We start from the raw sequence: 13,076 nt of genomic DNA, 5'->3' as shown, positions 1-13,076 counted from the left end.
TGTTCATGGCAAAGCGCTATGAAAATATGGATAATGTTAGTACAAAAAAATCAATTCGCTCTTTTTTACGCTGGCGTAAAGAACGAAAGCAAAACAAAAAAGATTTTTCTTTCTTAGTAGAACAATCACCCGTTAAACAAAGTGCATTTTTGCAAAGTAATGTAAAAAAAACGACTGTCACATGGATTGGGCATTCTACTTTTCTTATCCAAACGAATGGACTTAATATATTAACAGATCCAGTATGGGCCAATAAATTAAAGCTAGTTACAAGACTTACAGAACCTGGACTCTCTATAGAAGCACTGCCTAAAATTGATATTGTCCTTATTTCACATGGTCATTATGATCATTTAGATTTTTCAACTCTTCGTCAGTTGAATGATGATGTTCTATATCTTGTACCTATCGGATTAAAAAAATTATTTACTCGTAAGAAATTTAAACATGTAGAAGAGTATAAATGGTGGGAAAGTACGATAATTAACGAAGTTTCTTTTCACTTCGTACCTGCTCAGCACTGGACGAGAAGATTCTTATTTGATATGAATACGTCTCACTGGGGCGGATGGATTATTGATAATGAAACGACTATGGAAACCATATATTTTTGTGGCGACAGTGGCTATTTCCAAGGTTTCAAAGAAATCGGTGAACGCTTTTTAATTGATATTGCTCTTATGCCCATTGGCGCTTATGAACCAGAATGGTTTATGAAAGTATCTCATGTTTCACCCGAAGAAGCTGTGCAAGCTTATTTAGATTTAAACGCTACGCATTTTATACCGATGCATTACGGAGCTTTTGCACTCGCCGATGAAACACCTCGTGAAGCAATAACTAGACTTCGAAATAATTGGAATTTGCGCATGTTACCATGGGAACAACTGCATGTACTCTTTTTAGGCCAAACTTTTATTTATAGTAACGCAACAAATGATAAGCAAGTAAATGAAAAAATTGAAACTTTACATGTGTAACGTAACGACTGATTTTCTATATCCAACATATAATATAGAAAATCCTATAATGAAACTTTAATCAGTGGGAGTTTCTTTATCCCCACTGATTATTAACCTTCACCAATCGGGCTTTTACGGACAGCCCGCCACCTAACCTCTTTGCTCCAGCTAAATTTTGAGGTGGGAGTTTTACTGTCCGCAAATAGCAGGATAAAGGGTGTTATCTATGAATGAATATTTACAGACTCGCTATATCATTAGCGGTAGTGCCTGTATAGCTCTTCTTATTTCTTACTTTCTATTTACATAAAAAAGCTACTTGAAATATATTTTCAAGTAGCTTTTTTATTACTCTGCTAAATACATAAATCCGATTGCACCTGGACCTGTATGAGTACTAATTATAGGCGTAGTATAGAAAATTTCTGATTGAGCAAACCCACTCACTTTTTCAACCGCCGCTTTCATACTTTCAGCTAAAGGAATTGCTTTCGCATGCGGAATTGCAACAGCCTTTACAACTTTTCCAGCTGTATCTTGCTCAAATAACTTAGCTAATGTTTTTACAATTTGGCCTTGGCTACGAACTTTCGTTACAGGATTATAAACACCGTCTTCAAGACTAGCAATTGGCTTTATATTAAGTAGCGAACCGATAAACGCTTTTCCTTTACCGATACGTCCACCCTTCACTAAGTTTTCTAATGTATCTACTACTACATATAAACGAGTATTCTTTCTTACTTCATCTACACGTTTTAAAATTTCTTCTAGTGAGCGTCCTTCATTTGCCATTTTTGCAGCTTCAATTACTTGATATGCTAAAGCATGTGTAATAAATTGAGAATCAACAACTGTTACTTTTGTATCGGTCATTGATGCAGCACTATTTGCAGTTGCTACAGTACCACTCATTCCACTTGTCATATGAATGGAAAGTACTTCGCTTCCATCTTCACCTAACTTGTCATACATTTCTACAAATGTACCCATTGCTGGTTGTGATGTTTTTGGTAGTTCCTCTGATTTAAGCATTTCTTCAATAAATTCATCTGGTTGTAGATCAACGCGATCTAAATATGTTTGTCCATTTACAGAGATTGATAATGGTAGAACATGAATGTCATACTTCTCGATTACCTCTTGTGATAAATCTGCTGTTGAATCTGTTACAATTTTAATTTTTTGCATATTATATTCTTCCCTTTCCAATACGCTCTCCTTGTTATTATACTAGTATTCCCATTGCTTTCAACAATTTGGAACGAAATTTCATCAAATTAATTATATTTTTATATCTAAAATGAAAAAGACAGAGCTCCTAACCCTGTCTCTACTCTATATCATGCATTTTTTTCAAGAGTATTTGTTTTATATACATTTAAATAATCATTCCACTTCAAACAATTTTGTAAATATTCACGGAAAGAATATGAAAATCTTGGATGTTTTTGTTTTTGAATTTTTGCAATAAATAATTGAAGACGAGACTGAATTAGAAACGATAATGGATGCTGTGCCTGTAGGACAGGGATTTCAAATATTTTAATACAATCCCCTGTTGAATGAGTGAAATAAAAACTTTTCGTAATCACAATATCAATCCTCTTTTTCATTGGATTTTTGAACTTCCTCTACTTTGCGCTGTAAGACGTTGTTTAAAGTGGAGTAAAATCAGACTTATATGATTTCTGTAGTCCTTATGGCTAGAAGATTTATACTCTATTCATCTCCACCTAATCCATCTTCCCGTCCTAAATATCCCTGAGACGGGAACCTCATTACCCATCAATTGTTTAATACATTTAGTATAAGCTTATAAAAGCGCAAAGTTTGTCTAAATTTTGGAGATTCTATAATTTTTTTCTTCTATATATTGTATACGTTTATAGCTATAGTATAACAAATAAATAAAAAAGTGCCTTTATAACGAGGCACTTTTCGACTGCATTTCTTCTCTTTTCTTTTTTCTCTTACTAACAACCTTTGATAAAGCAATACTTACTTCATAAATACAAATAAGCGGCACCGCAACTAAACTATGAGATAAAAAGTCAGGCGGTGATATGCAAGATGCAATGATAATCAACGCTACGTAAGCATACCTTCTTATTGTTATTAAAAATTCCGCCGTAAGTATTCCAATACTAGTTAAAAACATTACAACGACTGGCAATTCAAAAATCACAGCAAATGGAACTGTTAAATTAAGTACAAAATGAAAATACTTTTCTGTCGTAAACATCGTATTAAACATTTCATTACCTATAGTAGTTAAAAAGTGAAATAGAAACGGCATTACAATAAAGTATCCAAAACATAAACCTGCGATAAATAATATAGACAATACCGGTATATACATTATTGTCATCTTTTGTTCATTTGGATGTAAACCCGGTTTTACAAATAACCAAATTTGTATAGCAGCAAAAGGAATTGTACAAACGATAGCAAATACTGTAGCAATCGAGAAAAAAATCCACAATACATCACTTGGACCGAGAACAGTTAATTTCATTGGTAAATCTTTTACAAGCCAAAAATAAATATCCTTTGTAAAAGTAAATCCAATAATTAAAAATAGTACAAAGGATAACACCGTATATATTACTCTTTTTCGAAGCTCAACAATATGTTCTACTACGCTCATTTCCCGATCTTCCATCTCGTTCACCACACTTTATTTATCCATTACAAGGAAAATACATTACAGTTTTTCTTTCTTTTCCTTTTCTTGAAATGCGTCATCTGTCAATTCTTTCGTTGATTTTTTAAACTCTTTTAACGTTTCCCCTAAAGCCTTCCCGATTTCCGGCAATTTTTTAGGTCCAAATAAAATGAGTACTGCTACTAAAATTAAAATTAACCCTGGAAAGCCAATATTTGAAAACATTTCCCCATCCCCTTTATTAGTAGTTTCCTTGTCCTACTATTACATAATTTTATTTTGTCAAAAAAGTTTGAAAACGTCAACAAATCCATTGCCTTTTGTCAAAAAAATTCAAAAATATAATCAATTATACAAATTTCATTTTCTATTGCTCTTGTGTATGATATGGTAAGGGAAATGACATATTATTTTATGATAGTAGAAAGGATTTGCATTATGACTGAAAAAATGACACGAATGACCCAATTTGTAAAAGAAGAAATTGCAAATGCAATTACACATGGTATCGGTGCCATTTTAAGCATCCCTGCCTTAATCATATTGATTATTCATGCTTCTAAGCACGGTACCGCATCAGCTGTAGTCGCATTTACTGTTTATGGTGTAAGCATGTTCTTACTGTACTTGTTTTCAACATTGCTACATAGCATTCATCATCCTAAAGTAGAAAAAATATTTACTATTTTAGATCATTCAGCCATTTACTTATTGATTGCTGGCACGTATACTCCTTTTCTACTTATTACACTTCGTGGCCCATTAGGATGGACGTTGCTTGCTATAATTTGGACACTTGCAATCGGAGGTATCGTCTTCAAAATCTTCTTTGTACGTCGCTTTATAAAGGCATCAACTTTATGTTACATCATTATGGGCTGGCTCATAATCGTTGCCATTAAACCACTTTATGAAAATCTAACTGGACATGGTTTTTCACTACTTTTAGCAGGTGGAATTTTATATTCTGTCGGAGCTATATTCTTCCTTTGGGAAAAGCTACCTTTCAACCATGCCATATGGCACCTGTTCGTTTTAGGTGGTAGTACGATGATGTTCTTCTGTGTACTCTTTTATGTCTTACCTACAGCATAATAAAAAAGGTTTCAGCTTACTATAAGCTGAAACCTTTTTTATTACTTATGTAATTGTGATGCGATAACTTCCTGTGTATGCTTCGTTAATTCTTTAATATCCATATTCGCATACTCTTCAGGTGTAATCGGCTTAGAAATTGTTACTGTTGCATGAGCTGACTTCATACGATTTCCATTCGCTTCAAACATCTTATATGTACCATCTAACGTTACAGGTAAAATTGCTACACCTGATTTTACTGCAAGATGGAAACTACCAGCCTTAAACTCTCCAACTTCGCCACCTTTACTTCTCGTTCCTTCTGGGAAAATTACGATAGAATGTCCATTCTTTAATAGTTCGATTCCATCTTTAATTGCTTTAAGAGATTGACGACGATCGCTACGATCCATAAATACACAATTCATAAGTTCCATCCAAGTTGGTACAACTGGGAACTTTTTAATCTCTGCCTTTGACACGAATCCAATTGGTTTATTTAAGTAACCTAGTAAAACAGGGATATCCATATTACTTTGGTGATTACTTACAACTAGTACCGGCTTGTCTTTCGGAACATTTTCAAGCCCTTTCACTTCTACTGTCCCTCCAGCTACACGTACCATTTTCTTACCAAACCAATTTGTCGTTTTATACACAGCATTATCTTTTTCTTTTGGCGCCATCGTATTTACTTGTCTTTTAAGACGCCACATTCTCGGTGTAATCGCAATTACAATTAAAATTAAATAAAAGATTTTAAAAAACGTTTGAATCATACAGAACCCCCACCTATTATCATTCCGACCTTCATTATACTAGACAAACGAAGGAAAAAGAAGAAAAAAAGTCCAAACAGCAAGTGTTTGGACTTTTTAAGCATTCTATATTAGAAACGTTTTGCTAATTCACGAGCATTAGCAATTGCCGCTTCTTTAATTTCTTGTGCTTTTTCAGGGTTTGCATTCATACCCTCAACTGCAATATAATCAGTATCATTTACACCGACAAATCCTAATACAGTTTTTAAATGATTGCGTCCGAAGTCTACAGCTGCGTATGCTCCTTCAGAATATACGCCACCTGTTGCTTGAATGTGAAGTGCTTTTTTACCTTCTAATAAGCCGACTGGACCATTTTCAGTATATTTGAATGTTTTACCTGCGATTGCTACGTTATCTAAGTATGCTTTTACTACTGGTGGATAGCTAAAGTTCCACATTGGAGTTACGAATACATAACGATCTGCATGCATAAATGTTTCTAAGTTTGTGTTCATTGCTGCTACTTTTTGTTGTTGAGCTTCCGTTAAAGTTTCAAAGCCTTCACCTGCTGCAAATTTACCCCAAGCAGCAAATACATCTGCATCGATTGCTGGTACAGTAGTATTGAATAGATCAATTGTTACAACTTCGTCTTGTGGATGCTCGTTTTTATAAGCCTCGATGAAAGCTTCCCCTACTGCCATTCCGAAAGAACCTTCTGCTGAATTTGGATTTGCTGTGATAAATAGTACTTTTGTCATTGTATTCTCTCCCTTTTTTCTTTTTATCTTCAATTCAAGATTTGTTTTTTAAAAGTTAATAACTTACCTTATGTAAGTATAATACAAAAAGTTTTATTCAATGTCAATAAAAAATAGCTACTTTTTTTTCGTAAGTTAATGATTTATTTTGTTTCTCTAAAATTTAGTATACAGATATTAAGACTTCTCATACAAAAAGGCTACCTCTATAAATTATAGAGATAGCCTTTTATTACATATTATTTTTGAAAAACATGTTTTACTTTTTCAGCTGGAATGTTACTTCCACCTCTACCTTTTACATCTTCAATCATCATTGTAATGACCATATCTGGCGAATTCAAATCAAATGCAGCGAACCAGCCTAGTTCTTTTCCTTCGGCTTCTTTAGATACTTTTAATTCCGCTGTACCTGTTTTTCCAGCAAGAGTCATTCCATCAATCTTAGCAATTTTCCCTGTACCATCCGGATCATTAATTACTTTCGTCATAGCAGTTTTTAATATATCCTGATTTCCTTTAGAAATTACATTTTCTTTCCAAGCTTTTGGTTGTTTATCTGTTTTAATAATATACGGTGATGGAATCGTTCCATCATTTACAATTGGCGCATACGTTAAAGCTAAATGAAGAGGAGTCATTAATACTTGTCCTTGTCCATATCCTGTATCTGCCATTTGAATATCATTTTTAATACCGTCATTTGCAATTTTAGAAGCAGGGAATCCATATTCAATTGGTAGTTTCTCATCGAATCCGAATTTTTTCGCTTCACTCATAAACTTGTCTTTTCCGATTTTCAAAGCTTCTTGTGCGAAGTAAATATTATCCGAGTATTTCATCGCCTTATCAAAATCAATCGGATTTGCATCTTTCACACGCGTTACATAATAATTACCCCAAGAAGAATCTTTTGTCCATTTTAATCCTTCAATTTTCAACTCTTCTTTTGGATCGATTGTTTTCGTTTCAAGACCAATTGCAGCTGTAATTGGTTTAAATACAGAACCTGGTACCGATAATTGTGTAAAGCGATTCGTCATCGGTTTTTTCGGATCATTATTCCAAGCTTCGCGTTGCGCTTTCGATGTTCCTCGTGCAATTAAATTAGGATCATATGCTGGACTACTTACTAGTGCAATTGTTTCTCCACTTTTCGGATTGATTGCTGCACTTGAACCAGCTTCGCCCTTCATTTCATTATACGTTTTTTCTTGAACAGCACTATCAATAGTTAAAGTTACATTTTCTCCATCAACAGCATCTGTTTTTGCCAAGTTTTTAATTTCTTTTCCTTGCGCATCTTCTACAAAGACACGGCCACCTTTTTTACCGCGTAGCTTTTCCTCTAATACTTGCTCTAAACCAGCTTTACCAACTGGGTCATCAGCTTGATAGCCTTTCTTTTGTAGCGTTTTTAAATCTTCAGCATTTACCTTTCCAATATAACCAGTCAGATGAGCTGCCGCTTCCCCTAACGGATATGTACGAACATTTACAGGTTTTGTTGAAACACCTGGTAAATCAATGTACGTATTTTGCGTTGCCCCTTCAGGCAAAATTCCAATTGGTACGAGATACCCTGGTTTTACCCATTTAGCAGCTAATTTTTGATCAATTTCTTCTACAGACATATTTAATAACTTCGCTACTGTTTCTTTCGTTTGCGGAGCAGTATCGCCTAACTTTTCAGGAATCAATCCGATTTCAGAAGCTTTCCCATTTGTTGCAAGACCTTTTCCATTACGATCGTATATTTCACCACGTTTTGGCTGTGTTGTCTGCATACGCACTTTACTATCTTTCGTCATGCCAGGGAAAATAAAATCAGGAGTCCAATCTATTTTCCAAGATTCTTTATCTCCATCTTTTTCTTTCACCATTTTTGCTTCATGGCCAAAAGTAATTTTACCACCAACTGTATCCATGCTTACTTTAAAAGGAACAGGGCCTTCATCTTTTTTATCTTCTTTTACTTCCCCTGTTTCTACCTTTAAGTCTTTCACTTCGATACCAGAATAAATTTTTTCATATTTCTCAGTAAATTCTTTCTTTGAAATATCTTTTTTTGCATTTTTTGATAGTTGATCATACATATCTGCAAATTTTTGTTTATTCCACGCTTTTACATATGTATCAAACGCTTCTTGTGGTTTTTCTTCTTTACCACATCCAACTAACATGAATGTTAAGCAAAGAAAAAGAATCCCCCATATCTTTCTCAATCGATTCTCCTCCTCTTTCTATATTAGTACTTTTGAAAATTTTAGCATTTTTACATGCTACCTATCATTATAGCACTATCGAATCTCATCTATAAACTTATATTGGTGAATATAAATAAAAAGATTGATGCGAATTCTCACATCAATCTTCTTTATTATTGTTGTTTCTCATATACGTGGTAATAATACGTATACGGGTTTTTTTCATCTGTTAAACCTTTTTCTACAAAAATCTCTTTCCAATTTGTCATATCCATTTCTGGGAAGAATGTATCTCCTTCAAATGCATAATGAATTTTTGTTATATACAACTTGTCTACGTATGGTAAAAAGAGATCGTAAATTTGCGCTCCGCCAAAAATAAAAATCTCTTCTTCATTTTTACATAGTTCGAATACTTCTTCTACAGAATGAACAACTTCACATCCTTCAACGTGATATCCTTCATTACGTGTTACAATAATATTACGTCTTCCAGGCAGCGGTCTACCAATCGCTTCATAGTTCTTTCTTCCCATAATAAGCGGGTGACCCATCGTTGTTTTCTTCACGTATTGTAATTCACTCGGTAAACGCCAAGGTAAATTATTATCTTTACCAATTACTCTATTTTCGTCCATTGCGACCATAAATGAAACAATCATTTTTTCATCTCCTCTACAATTATACTGCAACCGGTGCTTTAATTGCTGGATGCGGATCGTATCCTTCAATCGTTAAATCTTCCATTTCAAAATCGAAAACAGATTTCACATCTGGATTTAATGTAAGTTTCGGGAACGGACGTGGTTCACGTGCCAATTGCTTTTCTACTTGTTCAAAATGATTTGTATAAATGTGTGCATCACCAATTGTATGAACAAATTCCCCTACTTCAAGACCACATTCGTGTGCAATTAAATGTGTTAGTAGTGAATAACTTGCGATGTTAAATGGTATTCCAAGGAATATGTCACCACTTCTTTGATATAGCTGACAAGAAAGCTTTCCGTCCGCTACATAAAACTGGAATAATGTATGACAAGGGGGTAATGCCATACTTGGTACGTCTTCAGGATTCCAAGCAGAAACGATTAAACGACGTGAGTCTGGTGTTTTTTTAATCATTTCAATTACATCTTTTAATTGATCAAGTGTCTCACCAGCTGTCGTTTTCCAAGCTCGCCACTGTTTACCGTAAACGTCTCCTAAATAACCATATTTATTTGAGAAATCATCATCTTCTAAAACGTTCTTTTTAAACAATTCCATCTGCTCATCGTACTGTACTTTAAATTCTTCATCTTGTTGTGAGCGAAGACCAAAATCCGTCATGTCAGGACCAGTATACTCATCACTTTCTACCCAGCTCTTAAACGCCCATTCATTCCAAATATTATTATTATGCTGCAATAAATAGCGAATATTTGTATCACCTTTCATAAACCAAAGTAGTTCACTTGCTACAAGGCGAAATGGTACTCTTTTTGTCGTTAATAAAGGAAATCCTTTACTCAAATCAAAACGCATTTGATATCCAAATACAGATACAGTTCCTGTCCCTGTACGATCTTCTTTCTTCGTACCATGTTCCATTACATGGCGGCATAAATTTAAGTATTCATTTTCAGCATGTTTCATATGTAGGAAAACCTTCTTTCAATCGTATATGCAATTTATCATAACATGAAAAATGGTAAATTTAATAATCCTAATTAATAAAATTTCTTCCGCTAATTCTTACAAAATTATTAACTTTCCAAATTTAAAAAGGTTTTCATTTTCTATTACCGAAAGTATAGTGCGGTAGAACAAAATTTATATTTGGAGGTTAGAAGTATGTCTAAAATTGAAACGCCTGTTATGACTTCTTTACAAACAGCGGTTGAAAAAATGATGAAGGATTTAAATGTTCCTGGTGCTGCTGTAGCTGTTATAAAAGACGGTGAAGTTATTATTTCAGAAGGTTTCGGCTATCGTAATATAGAAACAAAAGAGGCTGTTACACCGAATACTCGATTCGCAATCGGTTCCTCAACGAAAGCGTTTGGCACACTTTCATTAAGCTTGTTAGCACAGCAAAAAAAGTTTAATTGGGATACCCCTATCCAGTCTTATATACCTAACTTTACTTTATCTGAACTACTTGCTAGCTCACAAGTTACAGGACGAGATTTAGCTTCTCATCGAACTGGAGTGAGTCGTCATGAGGCTCTTTGGTACAGTTCTTCGTTATCTCGAAAAGATCTCGTTGAAAAAATAAAACATTTACCACTTGATGCACCGTTCCGGACTGCATTTCTATATAACAACTTAATGTATGCAACAATTAGCTACATTGTTGAAAACATTACAAATCAAACGTGGGAGCAATACACTACAGAACATATTTTAGAACCTTTAAATATGAGACATACAAACTTCTCTGTTAACGATTCACAAACTACAGATGATTATGCTTTACCTTACATTGAAAATGACGGTGAAATAAAAGCAGTTCCATTCCGCAACATCGATACAGTCGGCGCTGCTGGGTGTATTAATTCTACAATTGAAGATATGGCAAATTGGGTACTTCTCCACTTAAATGAAGGAAAATTTGGAGATCATGAATTAATCTCCTCTGAATTATTACAACAAATGTATACACCACACAATTCAATTCCAGACCAACCGGTTTTATCACTCCCTGAATCTCCATTAAATAGTTACGGCCTTGGTTGGTTTATTAGCGCTTATCGTGGTAAAAAAGTGATTCATCATGGCGGTAATATCGATGGATTTTCAGCGCTTGTTTCATTCATACCAACAGAAAACATAGGCCTTGTCATTTTAACGAATGCTGGAGGAACATTACTTCCTACTTATCTGGCTAATCAAATTTATGATGAATTACTTGAATTTGAATCCATTGATTGGCATAAACGTGCTGTAGAAGATACTGAAAAAATGAAGGAAATGATGAAAGAAGCAACTGAATCCCTCCCTGAACAAATTAAAGGGACTACACCTTCGCACAAGTTAGAGGACTATACTGGTACTTTTGAACATCCTGCATATGGAACATTACAAGTATACAAACGCGATGATTCGTTATATGTACAATTTATGGAAATGGATATTCAATTAGGGCATCATCATTACGACATCTTCTCTGCAAAAGTTGACTTATTCCAAATGAAAATGAGTTTATTATTCGCTTATGAAATGAATATAAGAGGTGAATTCCCATCCCTTCAGTTACATGTACCAGCCACATTAAGTACTCAGCCACTTACATTTAAGAAAATTAAATAAGTATTTTGATGGTAAAAAATAAAGGTAGGTGCGAATCACACCTACCTTTTCTATTTCATATCAATCTTATCTGGTTGAAACCAACTTGGTTTTGATAACTCAAAGTTTTTATGATCTTCCAATACAATATGAAGACGCTCTAACATATCATCCAACATATGTGGTGCTGCTCTTAATGTCCAGACAACTGATGAGAAAACTGTCATGCCAACGTACACCGCATATAATTTCCAGAACTCCTCTGGTATTCTCCTATTAAAGTATCCTTCTATTTGTCCGATTGAATACGGAATACTAATGTCCCTTGCAAATAGTGCAATTTTCACGAAATCATGCAGTGGATCGCCCCAGTCATAACCATTAAAATCAACTACACCTACATATTTCCCATCCCGTACAATTATATTTTCTAAATGAAAATCATCGTGTTGAAATCGATTTGGGCGATCCTTTACATACATTTCATTTTCATCTATAAACTTAATAATCTTATCATCATTTTTTATTTTTATTCCGCATGTTTTGTATGCTTCTACATATTTACTATGTTTTTTCATTGCTCTTTCATGCCATGGAAGTATATCATTAGGAGCTTCATATGTATGCATTTTTGCTAAATCTTTTCCTGCCTCTATGCCAATATCATATTGTTCTTTTGGTGAATACGTAGGCAATAGCTTCTTCGCATCTTCCCCTTCTAAATATGAAAAAATACTATAGCATACACCTTCTTCCAATATACCTATTTCAATTGGCCTTTGTACCTGTACGTTACGTTTTACCATTTCATTTAAAATTTGAAACTCTATTTTCTTTCTTTCATACTCTTTTATATCTCCTGTCCGAAATAAATATTTTTCATTATTTGCATTCGTAATTACATATTTCTGATCTGGAGAGAAACCTTTAGAAATTTCTTCAATATTCGCTGCATCTTTTACAATTTGTATATTGTTTTGCCGTGCTGTAATTATCTTCATATCTATTCCCCTTATATTTCTGCATTTGGTGTATAGGCTACTTCTACAATAAATCCATTCGGATCGTAAAAATCAATCGTATAGTACCCTTCTGAATAATGATTCATTTCAATTAGACTACGTATTACCTTCACTTTCGTACTAGAAAGAAAATCTACTACTTCATCAACTACTTCTCTATGAATAGCTTGATAACAAATATGTCTAGGACCTAACGTCCTTACGATTTCCTCATCTACTTCTTTAAATTATATTTCACTTTCTCCCGTGCTATATGCTACTTCATTTAATCTTCTCCATCCAATTATTGAAAACAGCTTACTATAAAAAGAAATGGATTCCTCTAAATTTGCTACTCAAAAT

13 protein-coding genes and 1 pseudogene are annotated in these 13,076 nt (G+C 34.1%); 3 read left to right on the top strand and 11 right to left on the bottom strand.

What is annotated here, in order from left to right:
• Positions 1–5 precede the first annotated feature (5 nt).
• The gene (locus tag QCI81_RS24910) at positions 6–980 is read left to right on the top strand and encodes an MBL fold metallo-hydrolase (RefSeq protein WP_001129640.1); all 975 of its coding nucleotides are present in this window, start codon (positions 6–8) and stop codon (positions 978–980) included.
• Positions 981–1,310: 330 nt separating this feature from the next.
• On the opposite strand, the gene QCI81_RS24905 is transcribed toward QCI81_RS24910, so the two are convergent.
• The 4 genes from QCI81_RS24905 to QCI81_RS24890 form a co-directional block, all read right to left on the bottom strand.
• Positions 1,311–2,153 carry a DegV family protein gene (locus QCI81_RS24905; RefSeq protein ID WP_021036079.1) on the bottom strand — a complete coding sequence of 281 codons (843 nt, stop codon included), beginning with the start codon at positions 2,151–2,153 and terminating at the stop codon, positions 1,311–1,313.
• A 152-nt stretch (positions 2,154–2,305) separates the two neighbouring features.
• A complete protein-coding gene (locus QCI81_RS24900; protein WP_000629012.1) occupies positions 2,306–2,557 on the bottom strand; it encodes a DUF2535 family protein in 252 nt (83 codons plus the stop codon).
• Positions 2,558–2,886: 329 nt separating this feature from the next.
• Positions 2,887–3,627: a twin-arginine translocase subunit TatC gene (tatC, locus tag QCI81_RS24895; protein ID WP_023521829.1), complete on the bottom strand. Its 741-nt coding sequence runs from the start codon at positions 3,625–3,627 to the stop codon at positions 2,887–2,889.
• Positions 3,628–3,669: 42 nt separating this feature from the next.
• A complete protein-coding gene (locus QCI81_RS24890) occupies positions 3,670–3,855 on the bottom strand; it encodes a twin-arginine translocase TatA/TatE family subunit (RefSeq protein ID WP_000492442.1) in 186 nt (61 codons plus the stop codon).
• A 213-nt stretch (positions 3,856–4,068) separates the two neighbouring features.
• Here QCI81_RS24890 and trhA point away from each other — a divergent pair, with 213 nt between their 5' ends.
• The gene (gene trhA, locus QCI81_RS24885) at positions 4,069–4,725 is read left to right on the top strand and encodes a PAQR family membrane homeostasis protein TrhA (protein ID WP_000136890.1); all 657 of its coding nucleotides are present in this window, start codon (positions 4,069–4,071) and stop codon (positions 4,723–4,725) included.
• Positions 4,726–4,766: 41 nt separating this feature from the next.
• On the opposite strand, the gene QCI81_RS24880 is transcribed toward trhA, so the two are convergent.
• The 5 genes from QCI81_RS24880 to QCI81_RS24860 all read right to left on the bottom strand — a co-directional run bounded on the left by QCI81_RS24880 (position 4,767) and on the right by QCI81_RS24860 (position 10,077).
• Positions 4,767–5,486 (bottom strand): lysophospholipid acyltransferase family protein, encoded by a 720-nt coding sequence (locus tag QCI81_RS24880; RefSeq protein WP_000616582.1) that lies wholly within the window; start codon positions 5,484–5,486, stop codon positions 4,767–4,769.
• Positions 5,487–5,596: 110 nt separating this feature from the next.
• Entirely contained in the window at positions 5,597–6,232 is a 636-nt protein-coding gene (locus tag QCI81_RS24875) for an FMN-dependent NADH-azoreductase (RefSeq protein WP_000170028.1), read from the bottom strand.
• Positions 6,233–6,471: 239 nt separating this feature from the next.
• Entirely contained in the window at positions 6,472–8,457 is a 1,986-nt protein-coding gene (gene pbpC / locus QCI81_RS24870; RefSeq protein ID WP_016098466.1) for a penicillin-binding protein 3, read from the bottom strand.
• A gap of 155 nt (positions 8,458–8,612) precedes the next feature.
• A complete protein-coding gene (locus QCI81_RS24865) occupies positions 8,613–9,101 on the bottom strand; it encodes a dihydrofolate reductase (RefSeq protein ID WP_000637207.1) in 489 nt (162 codons plus the stop codon).
• A 19-nt stretch (positions 9,102–9,120) separates the two neighbouring features.
• Positions 9,121–10,077, bottom strand: coding sequence for a thymidylate synthase (locus QCI81_RS24860; RefSeq protein WP_000679600.1), 957 nt, complete (start codon positions 10,075–10,077; stop codon positions 9,121–9,123).
• 198 nt (positions 10,078–10,275) lie between these two features.
• Here QCI81_RS24860 and QCI81_RS24855 point away from each other — a divergent pair, with 198 nt between their 5' ends.
• On the top strand, positions 10,276–11,733 hold the full coding sequence (locus QCI81_RS24855; RefSeq protein WP_000034317.1) for a serine hydrolase: 1,458 nt from the start codon (positions 10,276–10,278) through the stop codon (positions 11,731–11,733).
• A gap of 50 nt (positions 11,734–11,783) precedes the next feature.
• On the opposite strand, the gene QCI81_RS24850 is transcribed toward QCI81_RS24855, so the two are convergent.
• Both QCI81_RS24850 and QCI81_RS24845 read right to left on the bottom strand, forming a co-directional pair.
• Positions 11,784–12,713 carry an aminoglycoside phosphotransferase family protein gene (locus QCI81_RS24850; RefSeq protein ID WP_071730094.1) on the bottom strand — a complete coding sequence of 310 codons (930 nt, stop codon included), beginning with the start codon at positions 12,711–12,713 and terminating at the stop codon, positions 11,784–11,786.
• Positions 12,714–12,724: 11 nt separating this feature from the next.
• Positions 12,725–13,048 (bottom strand): annotated as a pseudogene (locus QCI81_RS24845) (VOC family protein).
• Between the last annotated feature and the right edge of the window lie 28 nt (positions 13,049–13,076).

The sequence above is a fragment of the Bacillus cereus group sp. MG20 genome, from assembly GCF_040459885.1.
GTDB classification, from domain to species: domain Bacteria; phylum Bacillota; class Bacilli; order Bacillales; family Bacillaceae_G; genus Bacillus_A; species Bacillus_A cereus.
The sequence above is the reverse complement of the archived record's forward strand: the minus strand, read 5'-3'. Positions and strand labels throughout refer to the sequence as shown.

Bases quoted from the DNA above. Each gene is read 5' to 3' on its own strand.
- QCI81_RS24910 (WP_001129640.1), top strand. From the start codon at position 6: ATGGCAAAGCGCTATGAAAATATGGATAATGTTAGTACAAAAAAATCA.
- QCI81_RS24890 (WP_000492442.1), bottom strand. From the start codon at position 3,855: ATGTTTTCAAATATTGGCTTTCCAGGGTTAATTTTAATTTTAGTAGCA.
- QCI81_RS24905 (WP_021036079.1), bottom strand. From the start codon at position 2,153: ATGCAAAAAATTAAAATTGTAACAGATTCAACAGCAGATTTATCACAA.
- QCI81_RS24860 (WP_000679600.1), bottom strand. From the start codon at position 10,077: ATGAAACATGCTGAAAATGAATACTTAAATTTATGCCGCCATGTAATG.
- tatC (WP_023521829.1), bottom strand. From the start codon at position 3,627: ATGGAAGATCGGGAAATGAGCGTAGTAGAACATATTGTTGAGCTTCGA.
- QCI81_RS24855 (WP_000034317.1), top strand. From the start codon at position 10,276: ATGTCTAAAATTGAAACGCCTGTTATGACTTCTTTACAAACAGCGGTT.
- QCI81_RS24850 (WP_071730094.1), bottom strand. From the start codon at position 12,713: ATGAAGATAATTACAGCACGGCAAAACAATATACAAATTGTAAAAGAT.
- trhA (WP_000136890.1), top strand. From the start codon at position 4,069: ATGACTGAAAAAATGACACGAATGACCCAATTTGTAAAAGAAGAAATT.
- QCI81_RS24865 (WP_000637207.1), bottom strand. From the start codon at position 9,101: ATGATTGTTTCATTTATGGTCGCAATGGACGAAAATAGAGTAATTGGT.
- QCI81_RS24880 (WP_000616582.1), bottom strand. From the start codon at position 5,486: ATGATTCAAACGTTTTTTAAAATCTTTTATTTAATTTTAATTGTAATT.
- QCI81_RS24875 (WP_000170028.1), bottom strand. From the start codon at position 6,232: ATGACAAAAGTACTATTTATCACAGCAAATCCAAATTCAGCAGAAGGT.